Annotated in this window: 14 protein-coding genes and 1 pseudogene; 8 read left to right on the forward strand and 7 right to left on the reverse strand. The window is 64.0% G+C overall.

All coding sequences use genetic code 11. The features are described 5' to 3' along the window. Position 1: 1 nt before the first annotated feature. From ACPPVR_RS14060 to ACPPVR_RS14070, 3 genes are all read right to left on the reverse strand, one after another. Complete coding sequence (locus ACPPVR_RS14060; protein WP_426614786.1) at positions 2-895, reverse strand: branched-chain amino acid ABC transporter permease; 894 nt, start codon at positions 893-895, stop codon at positions 2-4. Between the two features lie 223 nt (positions 896-1118). Next, on the reverse strand, positions 1119-3050 hold the full coding sequence (locus ACPPVR_RS14065) for a long-chain fatty acid--CoA ligase (protein WP_426614787.1): 1932 nt from the start codon (positions 3048-3050) through the stop codon (positions 1119-1121). Continuing rightward, positions 3047-3868 carry an ABC transporter ATP-binding protein gene (locus tag ACPPVR_RS14070; protein WP_426614788.1) on the reverse strand — a complete coding sequence of 274 codons (822 nt, stop codon included), beginning with the start codon at positions 3866-3868 and terminating at the stop codon, positions 3047-3049. Before ACPPVR_RS14070 ends, ACPPVR_RS14065 begins: the two co-directional genes overlap by 4 nt. 336 nt (positions 3869-4204) lie before the next feature. On the opposite strand from ACPPVR_RS14070, the gene ACPPVR_RS14075 reads away from it, so the two are divergent. Next, positions 4205-4879, forward strand: coding sequence for a Crp/Fnr family transcriptional regulator (locus ACPPVR_RS14075; RefSeq protein ID WP_426614789.1), 675 nt, complete (start codon positions 4205-4207; stop codon positions 4877-4879). On the opposite strand, the gene ACPPVR_RS14080 is transcribed toward ACPPVR_RS14075, so the two are convergent. Both ACPPVR_RS14080 and ACPPVR_RS14085 read right to left on the reverse strand, forming a co-directional pair. Then, positions 4876-6135 carry an MFS transporter gene (locus tag ACPPVR_RS14080; RefSeq protein ID WP_426614790.1) on the reverse strand — a complete coding sequence of 420 codons (1260 nt, stop codon included), beginning with the start codon at positions 6133-6135 and terminating at the stop codon, positions 4876-4878. The two genes, ACPPVR_RS14075 and ACPPVR_RS14080, sit on opposite strands and share 4 nt — an antisense overlap. 122 nt (positions 6136-6257) lie before the next feature. Further along, positions 6258-7100 carry a uroporphyrinogen-III synthase gene (locus ACPPVR_RS14085; protein ID WP_426614791.1) on the reverse strand — a complete coding sequence of 281 codons (843 nt, stop codon included), beginning with the start codon at positions 7098-7100 and terminating at the stop codon, positions 6258-6260. Between the two features lie 145 nt (positions 7101-7245). Here ACPPVR_RS14085 and purU point away from each other — a divergent pair, with 145 nt between their 5' ends. Beyond that, positions 7246-8109: a formyltetrahydrofolate deformylase gene (gene purU, locus ACPPVR_RS14090; protein WP_426614792.1), complete on the forward strand. Its 864-nt coding sequence runs from the start codon at positions 7246-7248 to the stop codon at positions 8107-8109. A 32-nt stretch (positions 8110-8141) separates the two neighbouring features. Here the strand turns inward: purU and ACPPVR_RS14095 are convergent, their stop codons facing one another. Further along, positions 8142-8426, reverse strand: a complete 285-nt coding sequence (locus ACPPVR_RS14095; RefSeq protein ID WP_426614793.1) for a hypothetical protein — start codon at positions 8424-8426, stop codon at positions 8142-8144. A 524-nt stretch (positions 8427-8950) separates the two neighbouring features. On the opposite strand from ACPPVR_RS14095, the gene ACPPVR_RS14100 reads away from it, so the two are divergent. From ACPPVR_RS14100 to ACPPVR_RS14125, 6 genes are all read left to right on the forward strand, one after another. After that, on the forward strand, positions 8951-10129 hold the full coding sequence (locus tag ACPPVR_RS14100; protein ID WP_426614794.1) for an ABC transporter substrate-binding protein: 1179 nt from the start codon (positions 8951-8953) through the stop codon (positions 10127-10129). A 172-nt stretch (positions 10130-10301) separates the two neighbouring features. Then, complete coding sequence (locus ACPPVR_RS14105; RefSeq protein ID WP_426614795.1) at positions 10302-11171, forward strand: branched-chain amino acid ABC transporter permease; 870 nt, start codon at positions 10302-10304, stop codon at positions 11169-11171. A gap of 9 nt (positions 11172-11180) precedes the next feature. Continuing rightward, positions 11181-12209 (forward strand): branched-chain amino acid ABC transporter permease, encoded by a 1029-nt coding sequence (locus tag ACPPVR_RS14110; protein WP_426614796.1) that lies wholly within the window; start codon positions 11181-11183, stop codon positions 12207-12209. Beyond that, positions 12206-12961, forward strand: a complete 756-nt coding sequence (locus ACPPVR_RS14115) for an ABC transporter ATP-binding protein (protein ID WP_426614797.1) — start codon at positions 12206-12208, stop codon at positions 12959-12961. Before ACPPVR_RS14110 ends, ACPPVR_RS14115 begins: the two co-directional genes overlap by 4 nt. Further along, positions 12954-13670, forward strand: a complete 717-nt coding sequence (locus tag ACPPVR_RS14120; protein ID WP_426614798.1) for an ABC transporter ATP-binding protein — start codon at positions 12954-12956, stop codon at positions 13668-13670. The genes ACPPVR_RS14115 and ACPPVR_RS14120 overlap by 8 nt, the downstream gene beginning before the upstream one ends. A gap of 20 nt (positions 13671-13690) precedes the next feature. After that, positions 13691-14809 carry a cobalamin-independent methionine synthase II family protein gene (locus ACPPVR_RS14125; protein ID WP_426614799.1) on the forward strand — a complete coding sequence of 373 codons (1119 nt, stop codon included), beginning with the start codon at positions 13691-13693 and terminating at the stop codon, positions 14807-14809. A gap of 142 nt (positions 14810-14951) precedes the next feature. Here the strand turns inward: ACPPVR_RS14125 and ACPPVR_RS14130 are convergent. Beyond that, positions 14952-16669, reverse strand: a pseudogene (locus ACPPVR_RS14130) (caspase family protein). Positions 16670-16758 lie beyond the last annotated feature (89 nt).

The following is a 16758-nucleotide window of genomic DNA, read 5'->3' on the forward strand; positions in this document are numbered from 1 at the left end:
ATCAGATCCGCTCGATGTCGTGGGTGCCGAACAGGCCGTAGGGCTTGATCATCAGCACGATGATGAGGACGTAGAACGGCGCGATCTCGTAGAGATTGCCCCAGTGCAGATACTCGCTGTCGACATATTGCGCGATGTTTTCGAGCAAGCCGATGATGATGCCGCCGAGCACGGCACCGCCGACGGAGTCGAGCCCGCCGAGGATCGCCGCCGGAAACACCTTGATGCCGTAGGCCGCGAGCCCTGACGATACGCCGTTCACGACGGCGACGACGACGCCCGCGACCGCAGACACGGTTGCCGAGATCGCCCAGGCCATCGCAAACACGCTCTTCACGGAAATGCCGAGCGACTGCGCCACCTGCTGGTTGAACGCGGTGGCGCGCATCGCAAGGCCGTATTTCGAGGCGCGGAAGAACCAGGCCATGCCGATCATCATCGCGACCGACACGACCAGGCTCATGACATAGACGGTCTGGATCTGGAGCCCGAACAGGCCGACCGACTGGCTCTCGAACACCCGCGGGAACGGCTGCGGGTTGACGCCGAATATCCATTTCAGCGTGGCTTGGAGCACGGTGGAGAGGCCGATCGTCACCATGATGACCGAGATGATGGGTTCGCCGATCATCGGCCGCAGGATCAGTACCTGGATCGCGATGCCGAACACGAACATGAACACCAGCGTCATCGGCATGCCGATCCAGAACGGCACCTGGTATTTCGCCAGCAGCGTCCAGCACACCCAGGCGCCGACCAGCAGCAACTCACCTTGCGCGAAATTGACGACCTGTGTCGCCTTGTAGATCAGCACGAACGACATCGCGACCACGCCATAGAGCGTGCCGACCACGAGGCCGTTGACCAGGAGCTGGATGAGGAAGGCGGTGTTCATGTAGATATCCGCGCAAAATGCAGAGGCGATGACGGTGCACCCTCTCCCCTTGTGGGAGAGGGTGGCTTCGCGAAGCGAAGCCGGGTGAGGGGTTCTCTCCGCAGTGACGGTGCGGAGAGAGGACCCCTCACCCGAGTGAGGTGGTGGTTGATGGCGGAGGTGCCCTCTCCCACAGGGGGAGAGGGCGCATCAATTGGCATCGCGATCTCGGCTGAAAGCGACTTCACTCCGCAGCCTCCGCCAGATGCCCATGTCCGCCGAGATCCACCACGCGCAGCGTCGTGCGCACGCGCTGGGTGGTGCCGTCCTGGAAGCGGATCATGGTGTCGACGGGGATGTCGGCCTCGCCGCGGTAGATGGCGTCGATGATGCCTGCGTATTTCTCGTTGATGACGCTACGGCGCACTTTTCGGGTGCGCGTGAGCTCGCCGTCGTCGGCGTCGAGCTCCTTGTAGAGCAGCAGGAAGCGCGAGATGCGCTGGGCTGGCGGCAGCGTCGCGTTGACGGTCTCGACTTCCTTGCGGAGCAGTGCATAGACCTCCGGCCGCGAGGCGAGGTCGCTGTAGGTCGTGAACGAGAGCCGGCTCTTCTCCGCCCATTTGGAAATGATGGAGTAGCGGATGCAGATCATCGCCGCGAGCGTGTCGCGCCCCGAGCCCAGCACCACGGCCTCGGCGATATAGGGCGAGAATTTCAGCTTGTTCTCGATGAACTGCGGCGAGAAGCGTTCTCCGCGCGAGGTCTCGGCGAGATCCTTGATGCGATCAATGACGACGAGCTGCTTGTTGTCGTTGAAGTAGCCCGCATCGCCCGACAGCATCCAGCCATCCCTGATATCGGCGACACTGGCCTCCGGGTTCCTGTAGTAGCCGAGGAACATGTTGGGATGCCGCACCACGATCTCGCCGACGCCGTGGACGTCGGCATTGTCGATACGGATCTCGACGCTGTCCGCCATTGGCACGCCGGTGGTGTCAGGGTCGACCTTGCCGTCGGGATGCAGCGTGTAGGCTCCCAGGAGCTCGGTCTGGCCGTACAGCGTACGCAGCGGCACACCCATCGCCTGAAAGAACTTGAAGGTGTCGGGTCCGAGCGCCGCGCCGCCGGTGGCGGCCGAGCGCAGGCGGGTGAAGCCGAGGCGGTCGCGCAGCGCACGGAACAGGATGGCGTCAGCAAAGCCGGAACGCTTGCCCTGTTCGAGTGCGGCGAGACCCGATTTCATGCCCACATCGAACAGACTCTGCTTGAAGGGCGTGGCGTCCATCACCTTGGCACGTACGTCAGCGGCGATCGATTCCCAGACGCGTGGGGCAAACAGCACGAAGGTCGGCGCGATCTCGCGCAGATCGTTCATCATCGTGTCCGGCTCTTCGACGAAGTTGATCTTCATCCGGCACAGCAGGCCTTTGCCGAGCACATAGACCTGTTCCATGATCCAGGGCAGCGGCAGCACCGAGACATACTCGTCGTCCGGGCCCTTCGGGTCGAACGCCAGATAGGTCGCGCAATGGCGGAGCACGCGGCCGGCGGCGAGCATTGCGAGTTTCGGATGCGAGGTGGTGCCTGACGTGGTGCAGAGGATCGCGACGTCCTCGCCCTTGGTCGCATCCACCAGGCGATCGTAAAGCTCCGGCTCGCGCGCAGCGCGGGCACGGCCGAGCTCGGCAAACGCCTCCGCCGACATCAGTCGCGGATCGTCATATTTCCGCATCCCACGCGGGTCGGAATAGATGATGTGCTTCAGCCTCGGCACGCGGTCGGCCAGCGCCAGCAGCTTGTCGACCTGCTCCTCGTCCTCGGCGAAGACGAGCTGTGCCTCGCCGTAGTTGAGGAGGTAGGAAGCTTCTTCATCCAGCACGTCGCGGTAGAGCCCGAGGCTCAATCCGCCGATCGCATGCGTCGCCACTTCCGCCGCGACCCAGTCCGGCCGGTTGTCGCCGATGATGCCGACGACATCCTCGCGCCCCAGGCCCAATTCGATAAGGCCGAGTGCAAAGTCGCGTACGCGGGTGTTGTAATCATTCCAGGTGAAGGGACGCCACAGCCCAAGATCCTTCTCGCGCAGCGCGATCTCGATGCCGTGCTCCTTCGCGTTGAGCCGAAGCATCTTCGGATAGGTGTCGGCCTGCGCGACGCGGCCCGCATAATCCATCATGCCGCGCTCTCCTGCGCCGGCGGCGCATCGTCTGGATCGACCAGCACCTCGTCCTCTTCGCCAAGATAGGCGCGCCTGACGTGCGGATCGGCGAGCACGGCGGCCGGATCGCCCTCGGCGATCTTGCGGCCGAAATCCAGCACCATGACGCGGTGGGAGATGTCCATCACCACGCCCATGTCGTGCTCGATCATCACCACCGTCATCCCGAACTCCTCGTTGAGATCGACGATGTAGCGGGCCATGTCCTCCTTCTCCTCGAAATTCATGCCGGCCATCGGCTCGTCGAGGAGAATGAGGCGCGGCTCCAGCGCCATCGCGCGGGCGAGTTCCACGCGCTTGCGCAGGCCATAGGAGAGGGTGCCGGCTTGCGCTTTCCGGACCGACTGGAGATCGAGGAAGTCGATGATTTCCTCCACCTTGCGGCGGTGTGCGAGCTCTTCCTTGCGCGCACCGGTGAACCAGTACAGCGAGCCCGTGAAAAAATTATTCTTCAGGAGGTGATGGCGGCCGACCATGATGTTGTCGAGCACGCTCATGTGGTGGAATAGCGCGAGATTCTGGAAGGTGCGGCCGATGCCGAGCGAGGCGCGCGCGTTTGGCGTCAGTCCCGTGATATCGCGGCCGTGGTAAAATAGCTGGCCTTCGGTCGGCTTGTAACGGCCGGAAATACAGTTCACGATTGAGGTCTTGCCGGCGCCGTTGGGGCCGATGATCGAGAACAGCTCGCCTTCCTTGATGGCGAAGCCGACATCGGTCAGCGCACGGACACCGCCGAATCGCAAGGAGACGCCGCGCACTTCAAGACTGGTAGCCACCAAACAAATCCCTCCCCGGTGATGGCGCTTGATTGACGCTCTTCGTCCGTTCGTGTCGGGCGATCCTAGTACGGTCGTGCCGGTGAGGCCATGCAGCAGATGGTCTCGACCGGACCGCGCGGCCTTCGTTCCCGTTTCGGATCAAAAGCCGCATTGCCCGAGGTGGTCCTCAATAGGGGAAAGCGCTATCTTGAAATGTCTTCGGCCTGACAATTCTGCGACAAAGTTTTTCGGGCAGCCGCGGTCTCCATCTTTCGTCGGATGGCGGCGGAAACGGTCTTGTTGCAGTGCAATAGACGGATGGAGTGACGAAACGGTGCGGCTGGCCTCTAGACCATGATTTCAGAGGATCAACTGAAGCGCGTCGCCGCCTGGTCGCGCGAGCTCACGCAAGCGGAGATCGAGGTCGCCCGCGCCGGAATCACGGAACGGTCCTACGGCGCCGGCGAGACGGTGTTCATGCGCGGCGACAAATTCGACTATTGGGCCGGCATGGTCGGCGGCCTTGCCCGCATGGGTGGGGTCTCGCGCGATGGCAAGGAGACGAGCCTTGCGGGGCTCACGGCCGGTGCCTGGTTCGGCGAGGGCAGCGTGCTCAAGAACGAGCCGCGCCGCTACGACGTGGTCGCACTGCGCGACAGCCGGGTTGCGTTGATGGAACGCGCCGCTTTCATGTGGCTGTTCGAGAACAGCGTCGGCTTCAACCGCTTCCTGGTGCGCCAGCTCAACGAGCGGCTCGGCCAGTTCATCGGCATGCTCGAGGTCAACCGTACGCTCGATGCCACCTCGCGCCTCGCCCGCAGCATCGCCTCGCTGTTCAACCCGATCCTCTACCCGGAATCGACCGCGCATCTGGAGATCACCCAGGAGGAGATCGGCGCGCTCTCCGGCATGTCCCGCCAGAACGCCAACCGCGCCCTGAACCAGCTGGAGAAGGAAGGCCTGCTGCGGCTCGAATACGGCGGGGTGACCATCCTCAATGTCGAGAAGCTGCGCGGCTACGGAGACTAGCGCGCGTTGGCGGGGGCGTGCACCGGCCAGAGGTCGGCCCGCCAGCGGATCGCGATCGCCAGCATCGCGACGAAGCCCGCGGCAGCATAGAGCGAACCCGTCGCGGAATAGCCGATGATATCGATCAGGCTGCCGGCCGCGAGCAATCCGATCGGCAGGCCGTAGATCACCATCATGCGCACGCCCATCACGCGGCCGCGCAGATGTGCGCTGGCCGTCCGCATCAGGATCACGGCCGCCGAGATCATCGACATGCTCTGGGCGATGCCGGCGAGCGCAAGGCAGGCCATTGCCACCGGCATGGTCCTGATCTCGACGAACACCAGCAGCAAGGCGTACCAGGCTAGCGTCGCGCCGATCAGAAGCCGGGCAATGCGCAGCCCGCTGACGAGGCTGAGCGTGATAGAGCCGATCAGCGAGCCGACGGCGAAGCTCGCCGAGAGATAACCGAGACCGGTCTGGTCGGTGTGAAAGATGTCCCGCGCAATATAGGGCAGCAATCCGCCGGTGAGGGGAAACGCGGTGAGATTGGCCAGGAAGGCGACGCTCAGCGCCGCGCGCATTCCCGGGCCATTCCAGGCGTAGACGATCCCTTCCTTGAGGTCGCCCAGCAATCTTGAGACCGCGTGGCTGTTCGGCGGTAGATCGCTCGTGATGACGGACCTTTTCGGCCGGGTCAGGCAGAGCATGAGAATCGCAGCCGCGAGATAGAGGCAGGCGACTGCCGCATAGACGAGTCCAATGCCAAGCACCGCGAAGAGTGCGGCTCCCGTCAGCGCTCCGGCAATGCGCGCGCTGTCCTGGGTCGTGCGTGACAGGCTGATGGCGCCTACCAGCTGCTCGGCCGGCATGATGTCGGCGAGCAGCGCGCTGCGAATGCCGAGATCCGAGGAGCGGATCAGGCCCATGATTGCCACGATGATCATGACGTTGAGCGGCGCCAAGTGGCCGGTCAGTGCCAGCACCATGATGGTGGAGGAGAGGACCGTATAGGTGAGGCGCAGCACGACAAGAAGATCGCGGTGACCCACGCGGTCGCCGACCATTCCGAGCACCGGCGCGATCAAAGTCCCGAAATACTGCAGCGACGCGAGAATGGTCAGCAGCAGCACCGAACCGGTCTCGACCAGGATGTACCAGCCGAGCACCAGCGTCTCAACCTCGAACGCCCAGGAGGTCAGCAGATCGGAAGGCCACTGGAAGCGATAGTTACGGATGCGGAATGGCGCGAGCGCCGAACGCCGTGCGGCGCTCACAGCGCGATGACGCGTATCACGGCGATTCCTTGCCCTTGTTGTCTCTTCTTCTGTTCGCCAAACTAGCGCCGACGATGCGCGTGTCAATCGCAGCTGCCGCAGGCCGCCCCCGCGCTCGGCTCTTATCTCGCCGCGGTGCTCGGCTTCCGCTCGGCCAGCGCCGCAGCCATCGCCGAGATCAGCGGACGCATGAAATAGGCTTCGTCCGCCGGCGAGATGTCCGTGCGCAAGCCGTGCGCCGCAAGTTCGCCGGAAACTGCCGGCCCCACCGACGCGATCAGCGTCCGCTCGAAACCTTTGCGCAACGTCGCCTCGCTGCCGTGCGCCTTCGCAGCTTCGATCAGGCGGCGGACTTGGCCGAGATTGGTAAGCGCGATGGAATCGATTCGCCCCTGCGCCATGTCGTCGATGGCGGTGACGATGTTGGCATCCGCTGCCTTGGAATCGTAGGCATAAGGCAGCACGGTATCGACATCGGCGCCTTGCGCGGCCAGCGCATCGGTCAGCGCGCTGTGATCCTTGTCCGGATAGAGCTGGAGGCCGAGGCGTCGGCCCTTCAGATCGAGCTTGCCCAGCATCTCGATCACGCCCTCGGTGGTCGGCTTTTCCGTGGTCTGCTGCGCCTCGAGGGAGATTTCGCGCAGCGCCTTGCCGGGCTTCGGCCCGCGGGTGAATTTTCGCGATTTGGCGAGGGCCGCGACAAGAGCCTGGTCGAGGGCGCGCGCACGGGCGAGCTTCATGATCCGCCGCAGGCCTTCGCCGGTCATGAGCACGAGGTCGTCAAGAGGCTTGTCGATGGCGCGGCGGATCCAGGCTTCGACCGGGGCCGGGTCCGGCGCGTCGTGGATGGTGAACATCGGACATTGCACGACCTCGGCGCCTTGCTCGGCCAGAAGCTTTGAAAACTGCGCCTCCTCGCGCGTTTCCAGGATCAGGATGCGGTAGCCGTTCAAGCGGTCGGCCATGGGCGTGCTCCGGTGAGTCAAAATCGCAATCGTCGATTCATCCTGACTCCGTCGCCGGGATTGGCGCAAGGGTCGCGTCGGTGCTAGAGCAGGGCGCAAATCGCGGGGTGTTCCGCGGCCTTTGCACAAACCTTCATCAAGAGCCATGCCCGATCATCAATATGTGCTGACGCTGTCCTGTCCAGATCGTCCCGGCATCGTCTCGGCGGTGTCGACCTTCCTGGCCCACAATGGACAGAACATTCTCGACGCCCAGCAATTCGACGACATCGAGACCAAGAAGTTCTTCATGCGGGTGGTGTTCACCGCGGCCGATCTCGCCGTGGAGCTCCCGGCGCTCCAGACCGGTTTTGCCGCGATCGCGGAACGCTTCGGCATGGAGTGGCAGATGCGTGACCGCGCCGCGCATCGCAAGGTGATGCTGCTGGTGTCGAAGTCCGACCACTGCCTGGTCGACATCCTCTACCGCTGGCGCACCGGCGAGCTGCCGATGACGCTGGCCGCGATCGTCTCCAACCATCCGCGCGAGGTCTATGACGGGCTCGATTTCGGCGGGATCCCATTCCACTATCTGCCGGTCACCAGAGAGACCAAGCGCGAGCAGGAGAGGCAGATCCTCGATCTCGTCGCCAAGACCGGAACCGATCTCGTGGTGCTCGCCCGCTACATGCAGATCCTGTCCGACGATCTCTCGGCAAAATTGTCGGGGCGCTGCATCAACATCCATCACTCGTTCCTGCCGGGCTTCAAGGGCGCAAAACCCTATCACCAGGCCCATGAGCGCGGCGTCAAGCTGATCGGCGCCACCGCGCATTACGTCACGCGCGACCTCGACGAGGGTCCGATCATCGATCAGGACGTCGAGCGCATCAGCCATCGCGACACGCCGGAAGATCTCGTTCGCAAGGGCCGCGACATCGAGCGTCGCGTGCTGGCGCGGGCGATCCGCTACCACCTCGATGACCGCGTCATCCCAAATGGCCGCAAGACCGTAGTGTTTATGGATTGAAGCCGTTGCACGGGGCGAGGGGGCGCAACGACCTAGCGCACCGCGCCGCCCGACGTGGCGCCCGTGGCACCCTTCTGCGCCTGCTCTTCCTTCTCGCGATCCGCCGCCGGCATCAGTCGCTTACGCTCGCGCTCCTTCAGATAGGCGTCGTATTGCGGCGTGCCTGGTCGCGGCGGTGCATCGGCCGGCAGGCCGCCGGCCCATTGCGGGACGTAGTCGCCCATGCCGAACGAAAGCTTCTCGTTGACCGTGCCGCAGCCGGACAGCCCCGCGGCGAGCGCGAGGAGGATCAGGAGAGAACGGGAACGCGTGGACATCTTCGGGCGCCTGAATCGGAGTGGTCGGACGCCGGATAACCAGCGATCAGGAACGGTAGTCTTCAACAAGGTAAAATTGGCTTATTCGAGGTAGGTACGAAAATACCAAATGCCGCGAGCCGCCTCGCTCGCCGATGTCTGAATTCTGCAAATGAAAGGCGAAATCCTCCATCCACGCAGGCAGACGCATTCCTAGACTGGGCCATCGGCTCGCGACAATCTGGCTTGGCCGGCGCGGGGGCTTTTTCGTTGACAGGTCCATTTTATTTGTACAATCGTACAAATGATGGCGGCGAGCCATCGGGCCGTCGGGTTACTCCGGCGTAACCGAGACCCGTTCTCCGCCGTCGGTCATCGGAATGCTCGGCTTGCGCCGAATCGTCGCCAAACGTCCGATTGACAATGGAGGCGCGAAAGACACCTTGTGGCGCGCGACATCACTCGCGCGTGAGTTAAGGTGAGGCAAGGACCGGGCACTCGGTCCGCCGCACAACAGGTCAGGAATGAAGGGGAGGGACACTCTGATGTTCGAACGTAAACAGTTTCTAGCGATCGCTTCCGTTGGGGCCATCGCAGGTCTTGCGGCCGCCGTGCCGGCCAAGGCCGAGGACACCGTCAAGGTCGGCCTGATCCTGCCGATGACCGGCGGCCAGGCCTCGACCGGCAAGCAGATCGAGAACGCGATCAAGCTCTATATGCAGCAGAAGGGCGACACCGTCGCCGGCAAGAAGGTCGAGATCATCCTCAAGGACGATGCTGCGATCCCGGACAAGACCAAGACCGCTGCGCAGGAACTCATCGTCAACGACAAGGTCAATTTCATCGCCGGCTTCGGCGTGACGCCGGCCGCGCTTGCTGCCGCGCCGCTGGCCACCCAAGCCAAGATTCCGGAAGTCGTGATGGCGGCTGGCACCTCCATCATCACCGAGCGTTCGCCCTATATCGTGCGCACCAGCTTCACGCTGGCGCAGTCCTCCACCATCATCGGCGACTGGGCGGTGAAAAACGGCATCAAGAAGGTGGCGACGCTGACCTCGGACTACGCGCCGGGCAATGATGCGCTCAACTTCTTCAAGGAGCACTTCATCGCGGGTGGCGGCGAGGTGGTCGAAGAGGTCAAGACGCCGCTCGCCAATCCGGACTTCGCCCCGTTCCTCCAGCGCATGAAGGACGCCAAGCCCGACGCGATCTTCGTGTTCGTGCCGGCCGGCCAGGGCGGCAACTTCATGAAGCAATATGCCGAGCGCGGCCTCGACAAGGCCGGCATCAAGGTGATCGGGCCGGGCGACGTCACCGACGACGACCTGCTCAACAACATGGGCGACGCCGTGGTCGGCACGGTGACCGCGCACCTCTATTCCGCGGCACATCCCTCGCAGATGAACAAGGATTTCGTCGCCGCCTACAAGAAGGCTTACGGCACCCGTCCGGGCTTCATGGCGGTGAGCGGCTATGACGGCATCCACCTGATCTACGAGGCGCTGAAGAAGACGGGTGGCGACACCGACGGCACCAAGCTGATCGAGGCCATGAAGGGCCAGAAATGGGAGAGCCCGCGCGGCCCGATCTCGATCGACCCCGAGACCCGCGACATCGTGCAGAACATCTACATCCGCAAGGTCGAGAAGGTCGACGGCGAGCTCTACAATGTCGAGTTCGCCACCTTCGAAGCCGTCAAGGATCTCGGCAAGACCAAGAAGTGACGCGCGAAAGCGCGTCATCCCCGGGCGCGCATCCCGCCCTCTCCGTCATGCCCGGGCTTGTCCCGGGCATCCACGCGAGAGCCGAAACAAGAACGTGGATGGCCGGGACTTTTGTTTGAGGACGCACTTCGTGCTTTTGCCCGGCCATGACGGATAACCCCAAGCTGAAACGATGACCTCTATCCTCACCAACCTGTTCGATGGCGTTGCCTACGGCATGCTGCTGTTCGTGCTGGCCTGCGGGCTCGCGGTCACGCTCGGCCTGATGAACTTCGTCAATCTCGCCCATGGCGCCTTCGCCATGGCCGGCGGGTATGTCTGCATGGTGCTGGTCAACCGGATGGGCTGGCCGTTCTTCGCGGCGCTGCCGCTGGCCTTCGTCTCCGCGGCGGCGATCGGCATCGTGCTCGAGCGTCTGCTCTACCGCCACCTCTACGCGCGCAGCCATCTCGACCAGGTGCTGTTCACGATCGGCCTGACGTTCATGTCGGTCGCAGCCGTCGACTACATCCAGGGCTCGTCGCGGGTCTTCATCAATCTGCCGTCCGCGCTTCAGGGCCAGTTCGACCTGTTCGGTGTTGGCATCGGCCGCTACCGCCTGATGATCATCGTGATCTGCGGCCTGCTCACCATCGCGCTCCAGATGGTGCTGGCCAAGACCCGTTTCGGCAGCCGTCTGCGCGCCGCTGTCGATGACCCACGCGCCGCGAGCGGGCTCGGCATCAACGTGCCGCAGGTGTTCGCCTTCACGTTTGCATTTGGATGCGGGCTCGCCGGGCTCGGCGGCGCGCTGAGCGCGGAGATCCTCGGCCTCGATCCGTATTTCCCGCTGAAATTCATGATCTACTTTTTGATCGTGGTCACCGTCGGCGGCTCGTCCTCGATTACCGGCCCGTTCCTGGCCTCGCTCCTGCTCGGCATCGGCGATGTCGCCGGCAAATATTACGTGCCGAAGATGGGCCCCTTCGTGATCTACACCATGATGATCGTGATCCTGATCTGGCGCCCGAACGGCCTGTTCGGCCGCACCGCCACGCGTTGAGTTAGGCCGATGAATGCTTCTTCCGACGTCGGTTATCACGCCCAGCGGCACGCGCGCTGGCACTATGGCAAGGCCGCCTTTTGGCTGGTCGTGCTGGCCTGCGGCTTTCTGTTTCCCACGCGCTATCTGATCATGACCGACATCCTGCGGCTGGCGCTGTTTGCGATGTCGCTCGATCTCATCCTCGGCTACGCCGGCATCGTTTCGCTTGGTCACGCCGCCTTCTTCGGCGTCGGCGCCTATGCTGCGGGCCTTCTTGCCTTGCACGGGATCGTCAACGAGCCCGTGCTCGCGCTGATCGTTGCAGGCCTTGCCGCAATGGTGCTGGGCTTTGCCACCAGCTTCCTGGTGATCCGCGGCGTCGACCTGACCCGGCTGATGGTGACGCTCGGCATCGCGCTGCTGCTTGAGGCGCTTGCGGAACGCTTCTCCAACATCACCGGCGGCACCGACGGCCTGCAAGGTATCGAGATGCAGCCGATCTTCGGCGAGTTCCCATTCGACATGTTCGGCAAGACCGGCTTCTTCTATTCGCTGGCCGTGCTGTTCATCCTGTTTCTGCTCGCCCGCCGCGTCGTGCATTCGCCGTTCGGCCTGTCGCTGCGCGCGATCAAGAACAATCCACTGCGCGCGGCCGCGATCGGCATCCCCGTTAACCGCCGCCTGATCGCGATCTACACGCTCGCCGCGTTCTATGCCGGCATTGGGGGGGCGCTGTTCACCCAGACCACCGCGATCGCCTCGCTCGACGTGTTCGCCTTCGACCGCTCCGCAGACCTGATGCTGGTGCTTGTGATCGGCGGCACCGGCTATCTCTATGGCGGATTGATCGGCGCGGTGCTGTTCCGCCTGCTCCAGGAATTCTTCTCCACCATCACCCCGCAATACTGGCAGTTCTGGATCGGCCTGGTGCTGGTCGTGATCGTGCTGGTCGGCCGCCAGCGCCTGCATCGCTGGGTGCTGTATGTACCGAATCTCCTGATCAAGCAGATTGCCGGACGCAAGGCCGTCGTCGCCGTGCCGGAGAGCGACGCATGACCATCGCGCTCGAAACCCAGAACCTCGAAAAGCAGTTCGGCGGACTGCGTGTCACCCGCGATCTGTCCCTGAAGATCGAGCAGGGCGCCCGCCATGCGCTGATCGGTCCGAACGGCGCCGGAAAGACCACGGTGATCAACCAGCTCACCGGCGTGCTCAAGCCGAATTCTGGCCGCATCCTGCTCGAAGGCCAGGACATCACGGATCTGCCCGTGCACAAGCGCGTGCTGCGCGGCCTGTCGCGCACCTTCCAGATCAACCAGCTCTATCCCGACCTGACCCCGTTAGAGACCATTGGCCTCGCGGTCTCCGAACGTCTCGGTCATGGCGGCGACTGGTGGCGGCGGATGGGGACGCGCAACGACGTCAACGACGAGATCGCCGATCTGCTCACGCGCTTCCATTTGCTCGACGTCATGAACGAGGAGACGGTGACGCTGCCTTACGGCAAGCAGCGCCTGCTCGAGATCGCGGTTGCGATCGCCGCCAAGCCACGCGTGCTGCTGCTCGACGAGCCCGCAGCCGGCGTCCCCGAGAGCGAGCGCCACGACATTCTCGCCGTCGTCGGTTCGCTGCCGCGCGAGGTTACGGTGTTGCTGATCGAGCACGACATGGACCTCGTGTTCTCCTTTGCCGATCGCATCTCGGTGCTTGTTTCCGGTGGGCTGCTCACTGAAGGTCCGCCCGACCAGGTCGCGCGCGATCCGCAGGTCAAGGCCGTCTATCTCGGCGAGGAGGCGGTCAATGTCTGACCTGCTCGCGATTGACGCCCTGCGCGCCGGCTATGGCGAGGCGGTGGTGCTGCCGAACATGTCCTTGTGCCTCGCGGAGGGGCAGGTGCTGGCGCTGCTGGGACGCAACGGCACCGGCAAGACCACGCTGATCAATTCCATCGTCGGCGTTACCCGCCGCTTCTCCGGCACCGTCACGCTCGCCGGCACCGACGTCACGACCTTGCGGCCCGACCAGCGGGCGCGTGCCGGCATCGGCTGGGTGCCGCAGGAGCGCAACATCTTTCGTTCGCTGACGGTCGAGGAGAACATGACTGCGGTGGCCCAGCCCGGCCCGTGGACGGTCGAGAGGGTCTACGAGATGTTTCCGCGACTGAAGGAGCGGCGGAGCAATTTTGGCAACCAGCTCTCCGGTGGCGAGCAGCAGATGCTGGCGATCGGCCGTGCGCTGACCCTCAACCCGAAAGTCCTGCTGCTGGACGAGCCGACCGAGGGCCTTGCCCCCATCATCGTCGAGGAGCTGCTGAAGGCGATCGGCGCCATCACCCGGGCGGGCGGCATCTGCTCGATCATCGTCGAGCAAAACGCGCAAAAGATTCTGGGGCTCGCCGACCGTGTTGTGATATTGGAGCGCGGAACGATCGTCCACGACGCCCCGAGCGCCGCGCTGAAGGCCGACCCCTCGGTTCTGGAGCGCCACCTCGGCGTCGCAGGGGCGGCGGCCCACTAAGAATATCACGGGAGTTAGACATGCAGCGAACAAAAGCCCCCTTCCGCGCCGACGAGGTCGGCAGCCTCCTGCGCCCCGCCAAGATCAAGGAAGCCCGGGGCCGGCTGGAGAAGGGTGAGATCTCGGCCGACGATCTGTGCAAGATCGAGGACATGGAGATCGAGAAGGTCGTGCACAAGCAGGCTTCGGTCGGGCTGAAGCTCGCGACCGACGGCGAATTCCGCCGCTCCTGGTGGCATTTCGACTTTCTGGCGAAGCTCACCGGCTGCGAGCTGTTTCATCCCGACGCCGGCATCCAGTTCGCAGGCGTGCAGACGCGCCACGACGCGGTGCGGGTGATCGGCAAGCTCGACTTCCCCGATGACCATCCGATGCTGGATCACTTCCGCTTCCTGAAGAAGTCCACCGACCAGGCCCACGTCACCGCCAAGATGACGATCCCCTCGCCAGCGGTGCTGCACTTCCGCGGCGGCCGCAAGGCGATCTCCAAGGACGTCTATCCCGATCTCGACGCCTTCTACGAGGATCTCGGCAAAACCTACCGCAAGGCCGTCAAGGCGTTCTACGACGCCGGCTGCCGCTATCTCCAGTTCGACGACACCGTCTGGGCCTATCTCTGCTCGCCGGACGAATTGCAGAAGGCGCGCGAGCGGGGCGACAATCCGGAAGGCCTCCAGCAGATCTATGCGCGCGTCATCAACTACGCGCTGGCCGAAAAGCCGGCCGACATGGTGGTGACCACGCATGTCTGCCGCGGCAATTTCCGCTCGACCTGGATTTCTTCGGGCGGCTACGAGCCGGTGGCGGAGACCATGCTGGCCGGCACCAATTACGACGGCTATTTCCTCGAATATGACAGCGACCGCGCCGGCGGCTTCGAGCCGCTGCGCTTCCTGCCCAAGGGCAACAAGGTCGTCGTGGTCGGCGTCATCACCTCGAAGTTCGGCGAGCTCGAGAAGAGGGACGATATCAAGCGCCGCTTGGAAGAAGCCGCCAAGTTCGTGCCGCTGGAGCAGCTCGCACTCTCCCCGCAATGCGGCTTCGCTTCGACGGAAGAGGGCAACATCCTCTCCGAGGAAGAGCAGTGGGCCAAGCTCAGCCTCGCGGTGGAGATCGCGAAGGAAGTGTGGGGCAACTAGGCTTCACGCAGTCCGTCGTGCGATTGACGGGTAACGGCACCACACTTTCAGTGTCGTCCCGGCCCCCCTGCGCAATTGCGCACTGGGCCGGGACGACACGGAGTTTGACGTGCGGTCTTCGCCTCGCCGCACAACCCGCCTCTCACTTCTCCGCCAGATAAACCTCGCCCAGCAGCGACGAGTTCGACCACGGCACCTGCTTGCTCTTCGTGGTCGAGACCACTTCGGCCCGCACCCGCGTCAGCATCTGCTGCACTTCCAGCCCCGGCGTGCCGAGGTGACGGGAGAGCGCGGCCGAGAACGGTGAGTTGGCGCCTTCGCCGTCGAGCGCGACCTGGCCCGGTGCTGTCGCGAATGCGATCAGCGTGCCGGCCCCTAACGTTGCGCCAGCACCCAGGCTGGTCGGGGCGGCGAGGCCTGATGCGCCTTCGATGCCCCGACTGCTACTGGCGGCTGCGACTGCTGCGCCATTGGATTGTTGCGGCAGGCATCGAAGATCAAAATGTTGGTGCGGACCTGGTCGTCGAGGCCGGCCATGATCGTATCCATGTCGATCATGGACTCGGTCATGCTCGCGCCCGGCTTGAGCTCGACGTCGACGGGAATGAGATAGTTGCGGCCGTCGACCTGGACGCCGTGTCCGGCATAGTAGACGACTGCGACCTGCGCCCGCGCCGCATCCCGCAAAAAGTCGCGCGTCATCCTCTGCATCGCCGTGCGGTCGAGATCGACGCCTTCGGACACGGTGAAGCCGATGTCGCGCAGGCTTCTTGCAACGGCGTGCGCATCGTTGGGTGGATTGGGCAGGGCCTTGACATGCGCATAGGCGCCGTTGCCGATGATCAGCGCCACGCGCGTGCCGCGAATAGCCGGAGCAGGCGAGGGTGCCGGTGCAGCGCCCGTCTGCTGCGGAGCAGGCGCCGCCGTCGGCTGCGTCATTGACGAAGGTGCATCGCGCGGGATTGGCTCGGCTGCATCCGTGACCAGCGACAGCCGCACTTTTGCTGTCGCCTGGTTGGCCTTGCTGCCGGCATCCGAGGCCACGATTGCCAGCGTTGCCTTGTAATCCTCACGCGCGTGGGCGTAATCGCCCTTGGCCTCGTACGCCATTGCGCGATGGGTGTAGCCCGAGATCATCACGCTGTTCGGCGGCGTCATGATATTGACCGGCGGCTTCTCCTTTGCGAGCCGGATCGCCTCGCTGCCGTCGGCAATCGCGCGATCGAGATCGCCTTTGGCGCGCCAGATCGCGGTGCGATTGATCAGCGGCTGCGGCAGCGTCGGGTCGAGCCGGATCGCCTGGTTGATGTCGGCGAGCGCGCCGTCGAGATCGCCGAGCGCCTCCTTCGCGATGCCGCGGTTCTGGAACGAAAAAGCCGATCTCGGATCGGCCTTGATCGACATGTCGTAATCGGCGATCGCCTTGGTGTAGTCGCCCTTGCCGCGCCAGGCATTGCCGCGATTGTGGAAGATGATGCCGCTGGGCGAGCCGAGCTTCAGCGCATCGTCGAAATCGGCGATCGCGATGTCGTAGTCACCTTTGTCGTAATAGGCCGATCCCCGGAGGTTGTAGACCGCCTGGCTCGGCTGGAGCCGGATCGCCTCTGTGGCATCAGCGATGACCTTGGCGTAGTCGCCCTTCTTGTTCCAGCCCACCGCGCGCCAGAAATAGACGGTCGCAAGCTGCTCGCCCTTGAACACTTTGAGCGCGATGATCTTGCTGCAGGCGTCGACCATCTGATCCGCCGGCGTGGTGTCGGTGGTGCACAGCGGCCCGAGCTGGCTGCGCGCCTGGGCGGAGCAGGGGGCGCACCACAGGGTCGCCAAGAGCAGGGAGAGCGCGACGATCGGGCGGCGCATGGGGCCTCGGATGCTGGCGATACGACAGAAAAGGGGACGTGCCTCTTTTGTCGGTCCCAGGGGATCGTCGGTTCAGATCCTGCGGTGGC

It is taken from the genome of Bradyrhizobium sp. McL0616, assembly GCF_049993385.1.
Taxonomy (GTDB): Bacteria; Pseudomonadota; Alphaproteobacteria; order Rhizobiales; family Xanthobacteraceae; genus Bradyrhizobium.